Below are 19,539 nucleotides of genomic sequence, written 5' to 3' on the forward strand. Positions count from 1 at the left end.
GGCTAGATCGTGTATGAGATGCCGTCCAGTGCGACCCAGGTCGGCAGGTTGGAGGACTGGAAGGTTCTGATCACGCCGGTGGTGAGGATTTCCAGGCGGATCGCGGCTGGTACGACGGCAGCGTCGCGGCTGACCGACCAGGAGATGGCTGTTGCGCCTTCGGGCCGGATTGCGGCAGGCAGGGTGAGCAGGGTGGCGCCGTCGGCGATCGTCCCGGAGGTGGGGCTGATGCGTCCCCGTAGCCAGATCCGGCGGCCCTCGCGCAGGTATGCGGCGGTGTAGCCGTGGCCGGGGTTCTGGTAGCCGGAGGCGAGTGTGAGGGTCGTCCACGTCTGCGGTGTGGTGGCGGCGCGCCCCATGGCCAGCCAGTTGCCGCTGCTGGACTGGTCGATGCGGATGAGGTCGCCGACCGCGGGCTGCACGTAGGACTCCATGCAGCGGATGTTGGGGATGCCGTCGGCTGCGATGGTGCCGTCGCCGTTGTCGGCGGTGACCACGGCGAGCCGCCAGTCGGAGCCGCGTACTGACGGGGCTGCTTCGCCGACTCGCTGCGCTTTGCGTGCGACTGCGGCGACCAGGCTGCGGTTGACGGCGAGCGCCGACTTGTCGCTCACGCGTCCTCCTTGGCGGAGATGGTGGCGATGGGGAATTCGCCGCCGAGATCGAGGGGCACGGAGAAGGAGGCGGCCTGGTGGAGTTCGCGGCTGCCGTCTTCGTGCATGAGCCTCAGCACGTCGCCCGGTTCCAGGGCCGGGTTGGGCAGGGAGGAGATGTCACCGGAGGCGTTCGGGGCTTTGAGCTGGGCGAGCTTCAAGGTGGCCGCCTGCAGGCACTGCGCCGTGGTGACCAGCGTTGATGAGCTGTAGAAGAAGGGCCTGCGCCCGTAAGGCCCCGACCAGTACGTCGGGGAGTTCGGGTCGTTGTCGACGACGAGGGAGGAGACCGGGGCGACGTTGTCGGAGGTGTTTTCCCCGCGGGCCATCACCCCGTTGTAGACGCCGTCGCTGGACATGCTGCGGCTGGCTTTGATGTAGACGCCGCCCTCAGTGGCTTCGATCGACCACGCCGGCTCCGTCGTCAGCAGATCGGGCAGGGTACTGATGGTGAAGGTGCCGTCGGCGGTGGCGTAGCACTCCGCACCTGCTGCTGCGGCGATCTCCTGCACGCCGGTCCACGGGTCGGCTTCGACGTCGTAGACGCGGGTGCCGATGGTGGTAGAGGCGACGGTGCTGACGACGTCGGCGCCGGGAATGCTGCGCTGTATCAGTGCGGTGATCGCACTGGCCACGGTGCCGGTAGCCCGGTACGGGGCCGTGAACTTGTCATCAGCGACGATCGCGGAGAGGTCTTTGCCCTGCAGTGTCACCGGCCCTTGGGTGACGTCTCCGTCGACGCTGTCGAGACGGAACACACCCAGCGGCACCAGCTCCTGGCTGCCGTCGCCGTAGTCGACGCCGCGGCTGATCCGCAGCCGCGCCCCGTAGGTGGCGAGCTGATCAGTAGGGGTGCGCGGGATCAGCGTCACGTCGGCGACGGTGACGGTGCAGGTGCGCCGGTTCGCCTGCCCCCGGTCCACAGTCACACTGCCGCCCGTGTGCGGCACCTCGATGACGCGGCCGTCGGCGAGAAACAGCTGCACCAGGGTGACCGGGGTGTGGGATTCGGCGAGGCGGGCCAGGAACCGGTCGGAGACGGGATACACGCCTCACCCCCGCCGGTTCAGCAGCACGTCTTCCCAGGTGGAGAAGGTGTCCAGGACGTCCTGCCAGGTGTCGAACTCGGTGAGAATGTCCTGCCAGGTGCGCCCCGCTGGCCCGTTGACGCCGGTCGTCGCCGGCAGGTCGGCTTCGGTCAGAGGGAGTGTCCAGGCCCGCCACACGTCCTGCGCGAGTTTCCCGGTGCGGGTTTCCGCTATCTGGCCGACGTTGACGTACATGTCGTCGACGCCCATGCCCGGGTTGGCCTGCCACAGCAGGGTGTTGCCGGAGTTGAGGAGCAGGTGGAGGCTTTGCCGTTCGGCGTCGCTGCGGGTCCAGACGGCAAGGTCGCCCTCCAGGCCCTGCCGCATCCCGGACAGCACCACCTTGTTGCGGCGCCCCCGGACCACGAACGCGGCCTGGTCGATGGGCCGCGTCCAGTCCGGTGCCTGCTGCACCACCACCTTGAGGTTGCGCTGCGGGTTCCCGGGATCCTTCAGCCACGCCTCGTTGATGTCGGCCAAGGTCAACGTGACGCTGTCCGAGGTGCGCACCGAATAGACGGCGCCGGCGAGGCTTCGGATCTCGATGCGATAGGAGACCGGCACTCCGATCGGCGCCTCATGGTCCTGCACGATCAGCAGGTCCGAGGTGATGATCTGCCCGTTGATCAGCCCCGACGTACCCCGCACCAGGGTCCGGGAGCCGTCCTGGCCCACCCGGTAGATGGTGACCGTGTAGTCGTCGACGGGCAGCTCCCGCAGCGTCAGCGTGACGTAGCCGCCGCTATCGAGGGCCTCGACAGCGGTCAGGGGCAGCACCTGCCACAGGGCGATCTGGTCGAGGTGGAGCACCGAGTTGATCGCTGATGCGGTTGCCACGACTTCGATCGCCGACTGTGTGGCGTTCGCCGGCGCCGCGGCATCCGAGGGCAGCGCATACCAGGCCGAGTCGGGGAGCGCGTATGTGTTGCCGGTGGAGGCGCCGAGGTCGACGTTGGAGGCGTCGTACCAGCGGACCCGCACCCGGGCACTCGACCATGATCCGGCCGCCGCGTGAGCGATGACCTGCGCGCGCCAGTTCACGCCGGGCGTGACCGGGAACTTGGCCGAGCGGATCGTCGATGCGGTCGCGGTCGCCGACGTGACCGCCAGGGCGTAGGCGCCGTCGAAGAACGAGTTCCCCCACGGCGTGGTCCGGGCCAATGTGGCGACACCCGTAGCGGTTGCCCACCCGGCGACACCCTGCTCGAACGAGGCGTCCGCATACGGCAGCACCGAGCCGGCCTGCAGCGATGGGGCCGTCACCACCACCACGGTTTCCAGGCGCAGCACCTGCCCGGCCGACGCACTGTCCAGGCCCGCAGCAACCGAGCAGGTGGCCGCGTTCGCCGGGGCGACCATGGAGGCCCGCTGCCGGTACATGCCCGTCGTCGCCGGAGGTGCCAGCGTGGAACGCTGAACCCCGACCTGGTTGCCGACGCTGTCGTAGAAGCGCAGCTCGATCCATGCCTGCGAGGTGAGGACCGGCGGCTGCAGGTAGGCGTAGGCCAGATACTCCACGCCGGGCGTCACCGTGGGCCGGTCCACCGCTAGCACTGATGCGTTACCGGCAGCGATCGCCGTTACCGCCAGCGTGTGTCCGCCCGCCAGGTAGTTGGTGACCGCCCAGTTCATCACCGGCACCTGGCGGCTGACGGTCGCGTTGACGACCGCCGCCCAGCCCGAGGCGTCGACCTCGGTGGACTCGGTGTTGAACGGCAGCAGGTTGCCGGTGGTGCGCAGCGGCAGACCGAGGTAGACGTTCTCCCAGAAGTGGGAGACGGTGGCGCCGACCTCCGTCGACGACAGCAGCACCTGCGCCGTGGCGGTGCCTGCGGGGGCGGTTCCGGCGACGCTCACCCGGTGCCAGCCCGACGAGGCCGTCATCGTCGTCAGCGACCAGGTGACGCTGATCTCGGTGCCGCTGCTGTTGAGCCACCGGATCCCGATCCGCTCCCCCACCACGCCGGCGGTGTCGGAGAACGCGTAGTAGACGGTGCCTGCGGTGACCGGATAGGAGGAGACGGTGCGGGCCTGCATCTCCCCCGCAGCCACCGACCGGACGGACAGGCAGCCGCCACCGCCGGTCCTGCCGCCCACGCCCAGGCCGATTGTGCAGTTCAGCTTGGGTGTCCACCCGGATGTGTTCGGGTCGATGGTCTCGGTCGTTGAGCTGAGGAGGTTGCCTGGGATCGCCAAGAGAACCTCCTCAGCTCGCGTTGAGTGCGCTGATCAGCTGCTGCTGGCCCTGCTGCATGACCGTCGTTGCCTCGCCGCGGACCCGGCCGAGGAACTCGCCGGAGTCGAGGTAGAGGCTGCCTTCGAAGCTGGCCGGGCCCGATGTGCCGCGCGCCGCCATCGACGTGAGGGCGTTGGCCTGCGCCGTGGTGAACACGGGCTCCGGCCTGCCGGTGCCGTTGAACGCGAGGTTCATGCCGGGCTGCAGGTAGCCGCCGGAGTCGTAGGACCCCGGCTTGAACCCGTACCAGCTGGTGAACAGGGGGTCGTTGTATCCGCGGGCGGTCGGGCCGTAGTGGACACCGCGGCCTCCGCTCGACTCGACGTTGGTCTTGCCCAGCGTTCCCGCCGTGTGACCGACACCGGCATTCGTGATGCCGATACGGAACGGCGAGTTGCCGTGGTACACCCAGCCGGGAGGTGCCGTCTTCCCGGAGAACGCCATCGTTGCCCAGCGACGATGCGGCTTCTGGCCTCGGATGACGGACTCGATCGCCGACATGAAACCGGAGCAGTCCCAAGACGGGTTGCCGTTGCCAGCCCACTGGTAGGGCAGCCCGTTCTGGCTCTTCGCCCACTTCAGCGCGGCGGCGATCCGTGGGCCGCCGACCCCTCCGGCGCCCTTCTTGTCGGCCTCCTTGCTGTAGCCGAACAGTGCGTCGATGATCCGGTCCGGCATTTTGCGGAGCAGCCTGCCGAATCCGGTGTCCATGCCGGGGAAGGCGCTGAGCAGCGGGTTGACGACGGTCTTGACGCCCGCCTTCGCCGAGCCTTCCAGGGTGTCGGTCAGCCAGGACGCGCCCTTCTTGATGGTGTTCCAGGCTGCGGTTCCGGCGCCGAGCGTGGCGGAGGCGGCCTTGCCGATCCAGCCGAAGATCCCGCCGTCCGCGAACTTCTGCGTGATGCCGCCGTTGGCGTAACGCAGGGACGTATCCGTCGGCGTGTGCGGGTTGCCGCCCAGCAGGGGCGCCAATGCCGCCTTCACGCCGTCGGAGCCGCGCGACCTGGCCAGCGAGTTCATCTGGCCGACGAAGCCGGAGCCCACCGCGCGGGTGAACTCGGGGCGCATGATGGCCTCGCCGCCCGACAGTTCCAGCTGGCCGCCGGTCGGCGACACGAACCGGTGCACGTCACGGCCCGGCGTGTAGCCGGGCATGATGCCGCCGGACGCGAACTTGAACTTCGGCAACTGCGGTGCACCGAAGGCGGACGCGACCTTGTTCCAGACACCGCGGATGCCGTTGTTGTAGACGACATCCACGACGTACTGCACGGGCTTGCGGGCCAGGTCACGGACCTTCGACCACTGCTCGCCGATGTAGTCCTTCGCCGTCTTGAACGCCGCCCCGACCGCCTTCACGCCCGCCTTGAGCAGGTCGAACTGAGGCTTTACGCCCTTGTTCCACAGCCAGGTCGCCCGGTCGGCGATCCACCCGAAGGCCGGCCTGATGGCGTTCGTGTACAGCCACTTCGCCTGGTTGGCGATGCTGGTGAAGGCTGGCTTGAGGGCGTTCTCCCACAGCCACTTGCCGACCTTCGCGACGGCCCGGAAAGCGACCATCATCGCGTCGAACTGCGGCTTGATGACGTTCCGGTACAGCCACACAGCGGCCGACGCGATGGCCTCGAACGCAGGCTTGATCGCGTTCCTCCACAGCCAGCCCGCGATCGCCCCGAAAATCTTGAACGCGACGATGATCGGCAGGATAACGGCGACGACGATCGCCGTGAACAGGATCCGGGCCGCAAGGGAGATCGCATCCCAGGCAGGCTTGATGGCGTTCGTCCACAGCCACATCGCCGCCTGTCCAAGCTGCTTCAGCCCGGTCCAGAGTTGCATGAAGACGGGCTTGAGGACGTTGTTCCACGCCCACAGGGCGGCCGTCTGGATCGCCGCCCAGGTGGCCTGCACCGCGGTCCGGAACCAGCCGAACTTGTTGTAGGCGTAGATGACCGCTGCAGTCAGGGCGACGATCCCGATGATGATCAGCGTGATCGGGTTGGCGGCCATCGCCGCGTTGAACGCCCACACGGCGATCGTCCACAGCTTCGTCGCCACATAGGCGGCGTAGATGCCCTGCACGAGCCACGGAGCGTTTGCAGCGATGATGCTGATCGCGTCTGCGAGCCCGCCGAGCGTCTTCAGCAGGATGCTGCCGATCGGCCCCATCGCCTTGCCCACGTCGAAGAAGGCGCTGAAGATCTTCCCCAGCGCGTCGGCGACAATGGGGCCCTGCTGCGCCGAGTACGACAGGAACTTCTCGAACGCCGGCGAACCCTTCAGGCTCGTGCCCCAGTTGGCGAACCGGCCCGTGATCCGCTGCATGCGCGTCGAGATCGAGTCCATGTGCGGCAGGAAGGCGTCGATGATGCCGACCATGCCCTTGAAGGTCCGGCCGAAGGACACACCCAGGCCAGTGATCGCGGGTCCGACAGAGCCCGCCAGTTCGGTCTTGAACTTCTGCCACCACGGCGACTTGAAGCCCCGCGACACCCGGTCCTGCAGGCTGCCGATCGCCTTGGCTGCGGCCAGAACAAACGGGGTGAGGCTCGGCAGGCTGTTCTTCAGCCCGTTCAGTGCCCGAGTGAAAATGGGCATGACGGCAGGCTGCAGCGCCCTCGACCAGGCGCTGAAAGCCGTCCGCAGATCCAGGAACGCGCGCAGCGTCCCACGAGCGCTCGGCGTCAGCTTCGCCAGCTCAGCCCGATACTTGGCCTGCGCGATCGCAGCCTGATCCACGCCCCCGGCCGCCGACTGCGACGCGGAGGCGATCTGCCGCTGCGCCGAGGCGATCGAATCCGCCCCGGACTGCTGGGCCTGGACAACACGCTCCTGCGCGCGGGCGATGTTCTCGGCGCCCTGCCGCTGCGCCTCAGAGACGTTCTTCTGCGCCTCGGACAGCTTCTGCTGAGCATCCGCGATCGCCCTGGTGTTCTCGATCTGCGTCTTCGCGACGTTCTCCTGCGCCTTCTTCAACGCAGTCGTCTTATCGACAACCCCCTGCTGGGCGGCAGCGAGCCGCTCCTGGGCGCTCTTGACGGTGTCGCTGCCCTCGACGCCGGCCTTGTTCGCCGCCGCAGTATCGGACTTGAGGCGCTGGGCCTCAAGCTGCTGCTCCTTCAGGTGCTGCTTGGCCTCGTCGAACTGCAGCTGAGCCTGCTGCCGCTGCAATGCGGTCGCCTTCGACCCGGCGGCGTTCACCGCGTTGAGGTTCTGGCGCGCCTCAGCCACCCGCAGTTCGGCATCCCGCAAGCCGAGCTGCGAGTCGACCAGCTGGTTGTTCATGTCCTGGAGTTGACGGGAGGCTTCCTTGCGGGCCGCCGTCAGATCCAGCTGAGCTTGGCGGGCGGACTTCTGTGCTGCGGCCAGGTCGCGTTCCGCCTGCACAACCTGCTCGTTGGCCTGCCCCATGCGGTCCGCGGCCTGGACGTAGGCGTCCGACAGCGACTGCCGGGCTTGTTTCACCTGTGCGGCGGCCTGCGCGTTCGCCTGCGCTGCTTGCCGCACCGCGTCACTCACGCCGCGTTCGGCGTCAGCGATCTGACGGGCCGCGTTCCGGCGGGCCGTCGCCAAAGCCTGCTGCGCCCCCGCCATCTGAATGGCCTTCGAAGCACCCGCCCCGTTCGCCTGCGCACCCCGCAGCGTGGAGTTCGCCGCCGCGTCCTGGGCCGCCTTCTGCGCCTGCAGCACGCCACTGATCTGCTTGAACGCAGGCACGGCCACCAGGGCTATCGCGCCGACGCCTGCAGCGGCTGCGGTGCCTGCGGCGGCGACAGCACCAAGCCCCGCAGCGATCACCGGCAGGACCGGCAGGATCGCCGGCCCCAGCGCGATCGCCGCGAATACGAGACCGTTGATGCTGGCTGTTGCCGCACTCGCGTCGATGTCGACATTTTTGCCGTCGACGGCATCGACCTCGGCGCGCAGCGCGGCCAGCTCAGCCAACGCCCGTGCCGTGTCGGCGCGCACCTGCACGTTCGGGTGCTGGGCGCCGAGTCGCGTCAGACGAGCCTCAATATCGGTGATCTCCGCGAGCGCGGTCGCCGCATCGACGTCGATGCCGATCCGCTTACCCGACAGGGTCTCCAGACGGGCGCGCAGGCGGGCCATGTCGGCGTCGAAGCCGGTCGTCGACAACGTGACATTGGCCTTCGGGAGTGACCGGAACGCCGCCTCCAGCCGGGCCTTCAGTGAACGGGAGAACGCGCCCGCCGTCTCATCGCCCTGCCGGACTGCCGCCGGACGAGCAGCCTTCGCGCCGTTGTTGATGCCCTGCGTGATCGCAGGCGTCATGTGCTGGACGATCTGCCGGCCAATGATCCGGCCGACCTCGTCACCGATTTGCGACGCCGGAGGCACCAGAGCCGCGCGGAGGCGGCCTTCGATGCCGGATGCGTTGGGCAGAACATCAACTTCGACCGAACCGACAGAGATGGCGGGCACCGGGAGCCTCCTCCCGGCGCCCCTATGCGGCGCCCCCGTTGATCAGCGTGAACAGGTGGTTGGCCTGCGCGTCGGACATGTGTTGCTTCGGGCGGAGCGCTTTCGCGCCGGGCCGCCGGATCGGCTCCGGGGGTCTCGGCCTCTTCGACTTCTGCTCGGTGTTGACACACAGCAGGACGTACTCAAGGCGGGCTACCCGGTCGGCGACCATCGCCAAGAGCTGCTCGGCCTGCGACCAGCGGCCCTTCTCCGGCTCGCCCTTCTCGCTCTGCTCCGCCAGCTCCTCTTCCGGCATGGCGTTACGCAGGGCAGTCCAGGTGGCCGACTCGGGCGGCAGCTGCTGGATGAGGACCCGCAGTCTGCGCCACGACATCTGCCCGCGGTGCACGTCCAGCAGGTCGACGCCGTGGTAGTAGCGCAGCAGGTCGGCTTCTACCGCCTCCGCGTGCTCCTCGACGACGGCGCGGGTCCACGCGAGTTTCCCAGGGACTCACCGGCCCGGTCGGCGGCGTCCTGAACGAACTCGCCCCACTCCTCGTTCGTCGGGTCGACGTCCAGGTAGATGTCGTAGTCGTCCGGATGGATCACGATCTGTGCGAACGCGTCGATCTGTCCTTGTGCGGCCAGGCGCTGCCATGACTGCCGCCAGGCGCCCGGCGGGATGATGCGGATCTCCTCGTCGCACAGGATGGCGGTCACATAGTTGCTGACCGCCTCGGTCTCCTGTGCTTCGGCCGCGGTGACCTCCGGCTCCTCATCCGGCTGGGTCTTGCGGCGGGTGGTGGCGGTCCGGGTTGCGGCGCGTGCCGCCCCCGGCTTCCTACTGCTGGTGCTCGGCATGGCGCGGGCTCCTCATCTGTACGGCGCGGGGCTGGGGTTGAAGGTGGACGGGCCGCGCCCGCGCCAACGGGGCACCCGCAGGTACCTACGGCCCGCCCACCAGCTCAGGACCCGCTGTAGGCGGGCGTCACAGGGATCTTGTCGACGTGGTAGACGGTGTTCCCGGACTCGTCCGGGTACGTCGTGATCGTCCACTCGTAGCCCGACATCTCGTCCTGCTTGAAGCTGACGTCGGAACGGTCGTTGATCTCGCCCTGCGGGACGTAGAAACCCTTGTAGGCGTCCCCGTCGATCACCAGGAACCAGAACGCCCTGCGATCCGGCACCGGCGACGCAGTCTCCGCGTACTTCGTGAGCCCGTCGCCGTCCGGGACCAGATCGGCGGCGTCCAGCCGGTACTGCAGCGACTGCACCGCCACCCGCGACGTCTCCCACACCGTCAGCCCGAACGTGCGAACCGACTTGGTGATCTGTGTGCGGAACGGGCTGGTGAGACCCCACGGAGTGAACTCCTGCGAGTCCTCGTCGAAACCGTAGGTCAGGCCGTCGTCCGAGATGGCGCCGAGCGGCGCCCACGGCGACGTCGGCTGGTTGCGAGGATCGGCAGGTGCCGTCGAACCGACCGGCGCTACCCATCCCCCGCCGTTCGCTCCCACCAGGGCGAGGTCCGCGGCGCGGGTGATGTTGACCATGATGTCTCCAGACATGCGAAAGCCCGCGCACGGGCGGGTGTTGAAGGGGTCCGGCGCGGGCCCGAAGCCGGTCAGGAAACCGGGTGACAGAAGATCTCGTAGGTGCCGCCGACGCGACGCAGGGCGGTGTTCTCGTAGTCCCGCACGGCAGGCAGAGAGAGGCAGCCGGTGCGGCCGATCACCACCGTGGCGGTCGTCGAACCACGCAGCACACTGGTGATCCAGTCGTGCACCTCGCGGGCCAGAGCGAACGCATCCGCCCTGGTAGCGGCGTACACGTTCATGTCGACGAGCATGCGGGCCAGCCGCATTCCGTCGTCGCCGCCCGCGGGGATCTGCTCGAACTGGATCGTCGGCAGCTCGTTCAGCAGACTGTTGTCGAGCTCATCGCGCACCACCGCGTTCGGCCACACGGCCTGGGCGCGGGGAATCAGCTCGCCCTCGATGTCGACGATCGCCGTCACTGGTTCCGACCGCCCAACGCCGCCGCGCGCAACAGCACATGGTGCGCAGGTACCTTCTCGGTGCCGTACTCCACCCAGCGGGCGTAGTAGGCGCTGTTGCGGACATAGCCGACCGCCCGGTCCCTGCGACGACCGCCACGGGGAGTGCTGTCCGTCGACCACGACCTCTGATAGTGGCCAGGGTCCGGACTGGACTCATCCACCGGCGAGAGCGCGATCGCTACACCCTCAATGACCTTCGCCCGGCGCAGCATCTCCGCCTGCATGCCAGGCATCCGCAGCATCTCGCCGACACCTTTGCGCTTCATCTTGAACCGTGCTGCCATAGCCCCTCCACGAACTTGTACCACTGGGGGCGGACATGGACGTCAAGGGCGTACTCGGCAGCATCAGCTTCGACGGCGAATGGATCACTATCACCAAGACGCCCGTCGGCCAGTCGCCAGCCCCTGTTCGCCTGCGAGCCGCGGACGTCACCGGAACCCACCGCAAGCCGGCAACCCGCCTGTTCCACGGCTACGTACAGTTCCTTCTTCCGGGCAGCACGGCCGCCGGAGAGAAGAGTGGCGTCATGCAGGGAGGGCGACCGCCGTACAGCGACCCGCACTCCCTATCCATCCCGTACAAGAGCAACGACGCCGCCGAAAAGCTGGTAGCCGCCGTCGAACAAGCCCGCGGCTAGCCGGTCACCCGGTCCGCAGCGAACTGGATGACGCCACGAGTCCCGGTGAACGGGGAACGACCCCAGTCGCCGGGCTCGCCGGTGATGTCGCACTTCACGCCCCGCACCATCACCTGATCCGTCGTGCGCAGCGCCCTGTCAGCAGGCGCGTACACGGTCCAGCCGACGATGACCGTGTCCCGGGCCTGCTGCTCAGCTCCGCCCACCTGCGGAGTCTCCGCCCGCGGTGTGACAACGCAGCCCGCCAGATCAAACGACTCGTCGGCGCCGGGAAGCGGCTGCCCGCGTGAATCCCGGCCCGGCGATGCACCGGTGCGCAGGATCCGCACCGTCTCCCCGAACGGGTACGGGGCGGGCACTCAAATCCACCCCCAGCCCGGCTCGTACTCCAGGCCGTAGCCCTCGGCTTCGTCGACCGGCCAGGTCGGCGAAGGATCCGCAGCCGCAGGCGTCGGATCCACCGTGAACGCGCCGCCGCGGCCCGCCAGCGACTTGAGCGCCGACTTGTCGGACTTCGTCAAATACAGGCCGCCCGAACCGGACGGGCGCTGCACCGACATCGGGCCGATCGTCTCGTAGGACACCTGCTGCGGATTCACATACGCGCGGCCCGCCACCGACAGCACCACCGCCTCCGCACCCTCAGGGAGCGGCTTCACGACGGTCTGGCACAGCGAGATCGCCGTAGTGATCAGCAGGTCCGCACGGTCCCCGTCGATCTCGTCCAGCCCCAAGTACAGGCCGAGCTGTTCGACGGTCGGAGGAATGAACGCCACCGCGCGCCTCCTATCCGGTCGAGCCCTCCACGGCCTGACACCAGGCGGCGAGATCGGCAGCTGGGTTGAGCTCGACACTGCGGGCCTTGGCCCGCTTGCTGGCCAGCCGGTACTCGGCTGCGGTGCCCAGCTTCCGCAGGACCGCCTCGTAGCCGGCCACGTCCTCGCGGTCCACGAAGATCCCAGCCTCACCCAGCGACTCGCACAGCCCCGGGGTGGGGTGGGCGACCACGGGAATCCCGCTCGCGAGCGCCTCACAGCCGGCCCGGCCCCATGACTCATACGAGGACGGCATCAGCAGCACTCGCGTGCGGGCGTACACCTTCTCCCGCATGTCGGCGCCGTCCACGTGCTCGACGATCTCGACGTTGGGCAAGTCTGGGAGGATCTGCTCACCGTAGGCGCCCTTCACGGCGAGGAACTGCTGATCCGGCATGCGTTCGGCGAGGGCCTTCAGGACCTTGCCGCCCTTCTCCGGATTGCAGTTGATCAGCGTGATCGCCTTCCCGGGCTTCGTCGCGTACTCGTCGGCAAACACCGGCGGACGCACGATCAGACTGCCGGCAGGACGGACGGACTTCGGGTACTCGGCGAAAAACAACTCCGCCTCCGCCTGCATCCACTGGCTGTTGTAGACCGCCAGCGACGTCCCGCCCGCCGCCATGTCGCGGAACGTGGGCCGGTGCGTGTTGTGGCACACCACCACGAGCCGCTTGCCGTAGCCGCGGGCCAGCGACGCCGTCGACGGCACCGTCTCCAGATGCGCCACCAGCACATCCGCCCGACGAACCGCAGTCGGGAAGTCGAGGCGGGACTCCAGCGGCACCACACGGATGCCACGGTAGTCGTACTCCTTGTGGGCCTTGCCGTAGCGGGACAGCCACACAGACACGTCGTGACCGCGCTCCACCAGGGGTCGGAGCATCGACACGAGCATGTGCTCGGCGCCCGCATTGTGCTCGGGGGGAAATGCATGGAATCTTGCAACTACCTGCATGTATCTCCTTGTTTGCCTGACTGCCGTTATATTCCGGCGGTAGAGTAGTGACATGAAGATGTGCAGCCAGTGCGAGAAGAAGCACTACGCCCGGGGTATGTGCGTGAACCACTACATGCAGTGGAGGCGTGCCGCAGGTGGGACTGCCCCCAAGGATCAGCCGCCGCCCCGAAGCAGCCCGACAAGGAGGTTCTGGGCGAAGGTCCAAAAGACCGAGACGTGCTGGCTCTGGACGGCGTCGACCAAGAAGGTCGGATACGGGTGGTTCAAGCTCAACGAGAAGCAGGTGGCCGCCCACAGGTTCGCCTACGAACTGCTGGTCGGTCCGATACCTGCCGGACTAGACCTTGACCATCTCTGCAACGTGCGCAACTGCGTGAATCCGGACCATCTCGAACCCGTCACAAAGGCAGAGAACAACCGCCGCCAAGTTCCACGACGGAAGACTTGCAGGCGCGGCCACCCATACGGAACCGACAACTACTGGATGGTGTCCGCAGGGAACGGCCGGAGGGCTCGACGCTGTAAGACATGCGCCTCAATCCGTCGCGCGCAGCGATACGTCGAGACGGGAAAGTAGGGGCTTGGCTGCCCCGCCCGGCGCGGAAGCCGGGACAGCCCTCGCCATCAGGAACCGCTCGGGGTGCCGGTGAACTTGACGAACGCGTCGACATCGCCCATAACGAAGCCGTAGTAGGCCTCGGCGAGGATCAGGATGAGGTTCTCCTGGAACGCGGAGTGCACGCCGCCCTCCTCATCCACGTAGGTGGCCTGGTCGGAGATACGAACCGTAATGTCCATTCCGACCCCATATGCGGCCTGGCTCCAGTCGCCGCCGATCGCCCGCAGGCCCGTGTCGACGCTCGCCGACTGGCGACGCTGCTTGCCAGACACGCTGCGCGAGTACGCGAGCGGTTCCCCGATCAGGGTGCCCGCCGCCGCCATGTTCGTGCCCGGCGTCTGCGTGTCCACCAGGATCGGACGGCCCGTCGTGTCCGTCGCCAGCAGCAGCGACGGCTTGAGGCGGTGGTCGGCGACCGTGCCGGTGTAGTCCCAGTCGTCGTCGACGACCTCGGCCATGCCGTTCACGAAGTCCGCCCAGATGCCGCCCTGCGCCTGCGTGGCCGTGCCGAGCGCCACGCTGTTGGAGGTCGCGGCCAGGTACTCCGTGAACGGGCCGGTGGCGCCCTTCATGGTCTTGCCGTGGATCGTCGCGTGGTCGAAGGCCCGCGCGAACGCCGTCGGCAGGTCCTTCTGCAGCTGGTCGTACAGGCCGCCCGCGTTGGTCTTCGCGACCTCCATGGCGACCGGGATCAGCACAGCGACCTTCTTGGCCTGCATCTGCTTGACGTCGACGCCGCCGGTCGACAGCGGCTTCTTCGCCGCCTGCCCGACCCAGTCCGCAGTCGGCACGTCCATCGGGATCGGCACCGACGTGGTGGCGTCCAGCGCGAGCGGCGCCGGACGGGCCAGCTGCATGACCGCGGACGCCTCGACGGACTTCTCGAAGATGGGCGCCGTGATCGTGCGGGGCAGGAGTGCACTGTCCACATTGGACAGCGTCAGGGGGGCGGTGACCGCCATGATGTCTCTTCTCCCGAAGCTACGTGAGCTTCGAACTCAGCCACCCGGCGAACTCATCGCGCGGGCTGGGGGCCTGCTTCTTGTTGGCGCCGGACGCCTGTGTGCGGTCCGGTGCGGGGCGCCGCGGGCCCTCCTGGGGCTGGGTCTTCGCCCAGTGCGGCTTGCGCTCCAAGAGCGCGTCGAGGTCCGCCTTGATGGCCGCCTCGTCGATGTCGCCGTCAGAGTCGATGTACGAGTCGAGATCCAGCGCGCCGACCGCGTCCTCCGGGTCCGCGAACCCGGTCATCGCCAACGCCTGCACCTGGGTGCGAGCCAGCCGCTGACGTGTCTTGGTGACCTGCTCGGTGGCGGCTGCCAGCTGATCCGCCAGCTTCTGCGCCTCGGTCTTGTCGCGGTCCTCGTACTCCCGCAGACGCTTGCGCAGGTTCTCCGCCTCGGAGTTCTGCTTGCGGATCTTCTCCTTGGCGCGCTCCAGGTCGAACACCTCGCGTGACTTGCCGGGAGGCGGCTTCGGCTTCGGCTTCTCCTCGCTACCGGTCTCCGCCTCCTGGGCGTCGTCCTGCTGCTCGGTGCCGCCCTGCCCCGTGGTCGCCGTCTCGTCGACGGTTCCCTCGGTGCTGGACTCCTGCTGCTCGCTGGTCTGCTCGGTCTCTTCGGGCATGACGAATCGGCCCTCCAGGGGCTGTGGAAATGAGAAGGGCCGCCACCAGGGCGACCTCGTTGAGCGGGTGAGCGCGGTCTAGCCGTGCTCGGCGACCGCCTGCCGGAAGCGGCGGAGCTGATCGCCGGAATAGGGGGCGGCGTACTCGCGGTACAGGCGCTCCCATTCCTTGGCCTTGTCGGACAGCTCGAATCGCTGCCCCTTGAACACCGGGATGGCCATGCAGTGGCACCCCGAATGCGCGCGGAAGTTGACGGTGTCCTGCTTAAAGACAGCCCCGCGTATGGAAAGCATCCGACAGAACGCACAGGCGCCCAGGGCAGCCGACCGTGCCCAAGCGACAGCCTGCCGATCGCTCTTCACGGCGTCCTGCACTGTGCCTCGCCCGGCGTCTGTCACCAGCTTCTGCGCGACAGCTTCGGCCTTCTTCTCTGCCTGCTCCAGCCGCGTATCCAGCGGCTGGAGTTGGGCGGCCGTCGCAACATCCGGATCGCGTTCCCAGATGTCCTTCGTCGCCCACCGCAGACCCGCCTCGGTCTGCGCGTCCGGCGGCGGATCAGCGACCGGCACCGTGAACGAGCCGGGCACGCCCGCCGCGTCCCGTTGGGCGTCATAGAACTCGGCGCCCAGGCCGGCAGACGTCCGCGCGTACTGGTCGACGATCGCCTGCACGGCAGCCATCCAGTCCGGCACCGAAGTCCGCAGTCGCGACGGGATGATGAGCCGGCGCAGGCCGCGCACATCCCGCACCAGCAGCCGCGTCAGGCCCAGTTGGGCGGCCCGATACCGGTCCGGGTCACGGCCTCCGTCAGAGACTGTTGCCGCCACCGGACACCTCCGCCGCCGACGGCAGGTTCGCCGCAGGCTGCTCGTTCAGCGAAGCCAGACGATCCAAGAGGCCGCCACCAGCCGCGGCAGCACTCGACCGGCGCCGGTCCACAGCAATCCGCTGCCGCTGCCCCTCCGTGAAGCCCGCCATCTCCAACGTGACGTCGCTGTCGGCCGGCAGGACACCCGCCTGCACAAGCTTCACCGTGGCATCCACCTGGGCAGCCACCGTGGGCGTTGCTGGGTTGCGCCACACCGTCTCGATCCGGCGCGTCTTGTCGGGCGGCTCGCCATCCCGAACCCACAGGGCGAGGCGCATCGCCTGCTGCCAGGCGGCGCCGAAGCGGCGAATCCGTCGCTCCGAGCGTTTCACCAGCTTCGCCTCGGTCGACCGGATCGCATCCGCAGAAGCCGGGTTGTCGGTGGTGTAGCCGAGCATGTGCGGCGGCAGACCGAACTGCGACGACATGATCCGCGCATACAGATCGATGATCTTCGTCATGCCCGTCGGGTCATGCGCCGCGAACTGGCCCACCGACGGCACCTGGCCGTCCTCGTCCCGCTCCAACGCCAGCACCCGGCCGATGTACGTCTCCCACGCCGACTTCGCCGTACCGTCCGCGTCCTGAAACGCCGACTCCGACGCCCCCAAGATGTACCGCTGCGGAGCCCCGAAGAACTCCGCCGCGACTTCCATGCCCATCAGACGCCGGCACGCCGCATCCGTGATCGACATGACCTCCGGGGTGATCTCCGACTTGCCGACCCGATCCGCAGTCCGCTGCCGGTTCGCCATCCGCACCACCGGCACAACACCCAGGTTATGGATGTCCCGGTCGACGACCTCCCAGCCGCCCGACGCGTTCGGCAGGCACATCACCGTCTGATCCGGCAGATACAGGACCAGCATCCGCTCCTCAGGCCCCGACTCGATGAACGTGTCCGCCGCGCACTCCCGCAGCGCCGCCGTACCCATCCGCAGCCGGGCATCCCACATCAACGTCATATCCAGCGGCGACTCGGCCGAGATCAGTGGCGGACAGTCGTCCGTACCGCAGTCCCCCGAACCGACCGCCAGATACTCCCGCCCGTACACCAGCGCATCCAGGTGAGCCAGACTCGACTCGTCGAACAGATCGTTCGCCTCGGCGATCTCCGCCAAGTCGCTGGAATCCGCGCCGTCAGCCCACCGGAACGCCTCCAAATCCAGGCGCTCCTCCAGGCTCTCGACACCGACCCGCGGCCAGCCGATGACCGTGTGCAGGCCCTTCAACTGCGGCGGAATGCTGATGCCGAGGTCCCGCACCAGTTGCTCGCCGTTGAAGTACGCGTCCCGCAGCAGCAAGGCGTACCGGTCACGGAGCATGTCCGCGCGCAGCATGTTGATCAGAGCCAGCTCGTCGTCCGAGAGATACACCAGCGGCAGTTCAGGGATGGAAACGGTCACCGCAACACCACCACCCTGCCCTTACCGCGCGACTTCGGCCGCTTCCCGTACTGCTTGCTGTTGAGGAGCTTCCGGCGAAGCATCCGGGCGCCAACCATGCACACCGCGAGGTCGATCTTCCGGGCAGACTCACGATGCTCCTTGCCGATCGTGATCCCCCAAGCGTTCGTCCGCCGCCGGGCATTGGCGACGTGGGAGCGCATCAGTTTGTGGCCGTCGTGCGTAAGACGGCGCTCGAGGATGTCCTCACCCGTGCGCTTCACCGCATCGGTGAACTCCTCCTGATGCCGCGGGGCGCCCATGTCCCAGCGGACCGCGTGCTGCTTCGGTCCCGCGGTGACGGCGTGCAGGATCAGGTTCGAACCGTGCTCCTGGCCCCACCTGTCGAGGTAGGAGTACCAGTAGCGTTCGCCGTCCTCGTCCTGGCCCGAGCCCGGGTCGCAGAAGAAAGCCAGCACCTTGTAGGCATTGAACGCCCGCTCCACGACACCGTCGACCTCGTCGCGCGGCACCGACCATGGCACGTCGAGGTTCCAGTTCGCCGGGCGCTGCCACACGCCCAAAGTGAAGACGTGCCCGTCCGACATCCGGCAGCCAGCCAGCGCTGTGGCGTCATCAGACTTGGATCCGTCGAAGAACATGACGATCTCTTCGCCGTCCAGGACTTCAAGGGCGTCGGCCTTGCAGGCGTCCCACTCGTAGGGCGCCATCCAAGCATCCTCGGCCGCAACGATCATGTTGAACCAGAAGCGGCGCGACCTGCTGGGTGGATTCCTGACGTCAGCAATGGACTTCACGATCCGGTCCACGTTCAGCCAGGTTGCGTCACCGCGGATCGACCGGATCACCGCCGGAGCGTCCTCCACCGTCAACGGCGCCTTCGGCGGGGCCTCGAGCGAGTCGTACAGCAGACCCGAATCCATCACCCGGCCGGCATCCACCGCCTCCCAGGCTTCCCTGTCCCGCTCGGCCACCGAATCCTGGCCAGGCTCATAGGCGTTCGTGATGCGCAGCGTCCGGGCAGCGCCATCCGCTGACTTCGTGGCGTTCCGCTCGATCACGTCGGCCATGTCGTGGCCCGAGTTCGACGAGTCCCAGTGATGCGTCTCGTTGAGCAGCACGAACGTGGCCCGTGCGCCCTCGAGCGTCGACGGTGACGACGTGACGGCCTGGATCAGCCGCGAGTCGCCGAGGGCGTTGACGGTCTCCTTGCCGACCTGGATGCGGTAGTGCTCCTTCGCCTCCGCCGTGAAAAGCGAGGGGAAGAGCCGCATCGTGTTTTTCGTTTGCTCCAAGCTGACCGCCGCGGTCTGCACCCAAGCTTCCGGACTGTCCGTTGCGATCGGCGTACCGTCCGAGGCCCAGCCAGCGAAGCGGGACGGGCCGAGCGCCTCCCCCGCGCACAGGCAGGCACCGACCGGGTCTTTTCCCCAACCCTTCAAGCGCTGGAGGACCCCATCGCGGTACGCGAACGCCCCCGCCTCATCGAGTGCGAACCACCAGAGGATGAAGCGAGCCTGCTCGTCGGTGAAGCGCCACGGGACGCCGCGGGAGTGCTGCAACCAGACGCCGCACCAGCCGAGAAACTCCCAGCCGAGCGTCGCCTCCGGCAGTAGCCAGGTGCCATCCGGGTTCCGCTGCCAGGTCGGGCCGATCAGCTTCGGCTCCCACTCCAGGTCGGGGCGTGGAGCAACCGTCAGCAGCCGCTCCCGATACCAGCCGATGACCTCGTCATGCCCGTCGTCCTGGCGCTCGACCGACCGCCTACGCGCCACGGCCCCAACGCGCCATCGCGGCCTGGCGAGCCGAAGCCGACGCATTGCCCTTCGCCGGCGCCTCCTCATCGGGAAGCTTCAGCCAGCCGAGCAGGCGAGCGAGGACGCCCCGGTGCTGCCGCAGTTCCTGAACCAGAGGGGACGCGACCGGCTGCCCCATGCTGCCAGTGACCATCAGGTCGGCATGCACGAGCTCCGCCTCAAGCCGCTCGATCAGATCGATCTCCCGGCAGGCATCCTCCAGGACCCGCAGCTCATCGATGCGCAACTCATAGTTCCCCGCGATCTCCGACCAGACCACCAGGGCCTTATCGCCGAGACCCTCAGGGGGTTCGATCTTGGACATGGCGACCCTCCTGGGGCCTCGTGGAGG

Annotated in this window: 20 protein-coding genes; 2 read left to right on the top strand and 18 right to left on the bottom strand. The window is 68.0% G+C overall.

Annotated elements, in window-relative coordinates; translation table 11 throughout:
- Positions 1-2: 2 nt before the first annotated feature.
- The 9 genes from ABZT93_RS27275 to ABZT93_RS27315 form a co-directional block, all read right to left on the bottom strand.
- The gene (locus ABZT93_RS27275) at positions 3-614 is read right to left on the bottom strand and encodes a hypothetical protein (RefSeq protein ID WP_356109452.1); all 612 of its coding nucleotides are present in this window, start codon (positions 612-614) and stop codon (positions 3-5) included.
- Entirely contained in the window at positions 611-1,702 is a 1,092-nt protein-coding gene (locus ABZT93_RS27280) for a DUF5047 domain-containing protein (protein WP_356109455.1), read from the bottom strand. The genes ABZT93_RS27275 and ABZT93_RS27280 overlap by 4 nt, the downstream gene beginning before the upstream one ends.
- 3 nt (positions 1,703-1,705) lie before the next feature.
- Positions 1,706-3,937, bottom strand: coding sequence for a hypothetical protein (locus ABZT93_RS27285; protein ID WP_356109458.1), 2,232 nt, complete (start codon positions 3,935-3,937; stop codon positions 1,706-1,708).
- A 10-nt stretch (positions 3,938-3,947) separates the two neighbouring features.
- A complete protein-coding gene (locus tag ABZT93_RS27290; RefSeq protein ID WP_356109461.1) occupies positions 3,948-8,420 on the bottom strand; it encodes a hypothetical protein in 4,473 nt (1,490 codons plus the stop codon).
- A gap of 22 nt (positions 8,421-8,442) precedes the next feature.
- A complete protein-coding gene (locus ABZT93_RS27295) occupies positions 8,443-8,793 on the bottom strand; it encodes a hypothetical protein (RefSeq protein ID WP_356109463.1) in 351 nt (116 codons plus the stop codon).
- 59 nt (positions 8,794-8,852) lie between these two features.
- The gene (locus tag ABZT93_RS27300) at positions 8,853-9,260 is read right to left on the bottom strand and encodes a hypothetical protein (protein ID WP_356109466.1); all 408 of its coding nucleotides are present in this window, start codon (positions 9,258-9,260) and stop codon (positions 8,853-8,855) included.
- A 104-nt stretch (positions 9,261-9,364) separates the two neighbouring features.
- Entirely contained in the window at positions 9,365-9,967 is a 603-nt protein-coding gene (locus tag ABZT93_RS27305; RefSeq protein WP_356109469.1) for a phage tail protein, read from the bottom strand.
- A 56-nt stretch (positions 9,968-10,023) separates the two neighbouring features.
- Positions 10,024-10,416: a hypothetical protein gene (locus tag ABZT93_RS27310; RefSeq protein WP_356109472.1), complete on the bottom strand. Its 393-nt coding sequence runs from the start codon at positions 10,414-10,416 to the stop codon at positions 10,024-10,026.
- A complete protein-coding gene (locus ABZT93_RS27315) occupies positions 10,413-10,742 on the bottom strand; it encodes an HK97 gp10 family phage protein (protein ID WP_356109475.1) in 330 nt (109 codons plus the stop codon). The genes ABZT93_RS27310 and ABZT93_RS27315 overlap by 4 nt, the downstream gene beginning before the upstream one ends.
- 35 nt (positions 10,743-10,777) lie before the next feature.
- Here ABZT93_RS27315 and ABZT93_RS27320 point away from each other — a divergent pair, with 35 nt between their 5' ends.
- A complete protein-coding gene (locus ABZT93_RS27320; RefSeq protein WP_356109478.1) occupies positions 10,778-11,098 on the top strand; it encodes a DUF4429 domain-containing protein in 321 nt (106 codons plus the stop codon).
- On the opposite strand, the gene ABZT93_RS27325 is transcribed toward ABZT93_RS27320, so the two are convergent.
- The 3 genes from ABZT93_RS27325 to ABZT93_RS27335 form a co-directional block, all read right to left on the bottom strand.
- A complete protein-coding gene (locus tag ABZT93_RS27325) occupies positions 11,095-11,304 on the bottom strand; it encodes a hypothetical protein (protein WP_356109480.1) in 210 nt (69 codons plus the stop codon). The genes ABZT93_RS27320 and ABZT93_RS27325 overlap by 4 nt on opposite strands.
- A 153-nt stretch (positions 11,305-11,457) precedes the next feature.
- Positions 11,458-11,874: a hypothetical protein gene (locus tag ABZT93_RS27330; RefSeq protein WP_356109483.1), complete on the bottom strand. Its 417-nt coding sequence runs from the start codon at positions 11,872-11,874 to the stop codon at positions 11,458-11,460.
- 10 nt (positions 11,875-11,884) lie between these two features.
- Complete coding sequence (locus tag ABZT93_RS27335; RefSeq protein WP_356109486.1) at positions 11,885-12,799, bottom strand: glycosyltransferase family 4 protein; 915 nt, start codon at positions 12,797-12,799, stop codon at positions 11,885-11,887.
- 124 nt (positions 12,800-12,923) lie between these two features.
- Between ABZT93_RS27335 and ABZT93_RS27340 the strand changes: the two genes are divergently transcribed.
- On the top strand, positions 12,924-13,451 hold the full coding sequence (locus ABZT93_RS27340) for an HNH endonuclease signature motif containing protein (RefSeq protein ID WP_356109488.1): 528 nt from the start codon (positions 12,924-12,926) through the stop codon (positions 13,449-13,451).
- A gap of 47 nt (positions 13,452-13,498) precedes the next feature.
- On the opposite strand, the gene ABZT93_RS27345 is transcribed toward ABZT93_RS27340, so the two are convergent.
- The 6 genes from ABZT93_RS27345 to ABZT93_RS27370 form a co-directional block, all read right to left on the bottom strand.
- Positions 13,499-14,455, bottom strand: a complete 957-nt coding sequence (locus ABZT93_RS27345) for a phage major capsid protein (RefSeq protein ID WP_356109491.1) — start codon at positions 14,453-14,455, stop codon at positions 13,499-13,501.
- A 19-nt stretch (positions 14,456-14,474) separates the two neighbouring features.
- Positions 14,475-15,116 (bottom strand): hypothetical protein, encoded by a 642-nt coding sequence (locus ABZT93_RS27350; protein WP_356109493.1) that lies wholly within the window; start codon positions 15,114-15,116, stop codon positions 14,475-14,477.
- A 78-nt stretch (positions 15,117-15,194) separates the two neighbouring features.
- Positions 15,195-15,944, bottom strand: coding sequence for a hypothetical protein (locus tag ABZT93_RS27355; protein WP_356109496.1), 750 nt, complete (start codon positions 15,942-15,944; stop codon positions 15,195-15,197).
- Positions 15,925-17,391 carry a phage portal protein gene (locus ABZT93_RS27360; RefSeq protein WP_356109498.1) on the bottom strand — a complete coding sequence of 489 codons (1,467 nt, stop codon included), beginning with the start codon at positions 17,389-17,391 and terminating at the stop codon, positions 15,925-15,927. Before ABZT93_RS27360 ends, ABZT93_RS27355 begins: the two co-directional genes overlap by 20 nt.
- A complete protein-coding gene (locus tag ABZT93_RS27365) occupies positions 17,388-19,166 on the bottom strand; it encodes a terminase (RefSeq protein WP_356109501.1) in 1,779 nt (592 codons plus the stop codon). Before ABZT93_RS27365 ends, ABZT93_RS27360 begins: the two co-directional genes overlap by 4 nt.
- Entirely contained in the window at positions 19,156-19,512 is a 357-nt protein-coding gene (locus tag ABZT93_RS27370; protein ID WP_355736654.1) for a hypothetical protein, read from the bottom strand. Before ABZT93_RS27370 ends, ABZT93_RS27365 begins: the two co-directional genes overlap by 11 nt.
- Positions 19,513-19,539: the final 27 nt, after the last annotated feature.

The sequence above is a fragment of the Streptomyces sp. NPDC005303 genome, assembly GCF_040607335.1.
GTDB lineage: Bacteria > Actinomycetota > Actinomycetes > Streptomycetales > Streptomycetaceae > Streptomyces.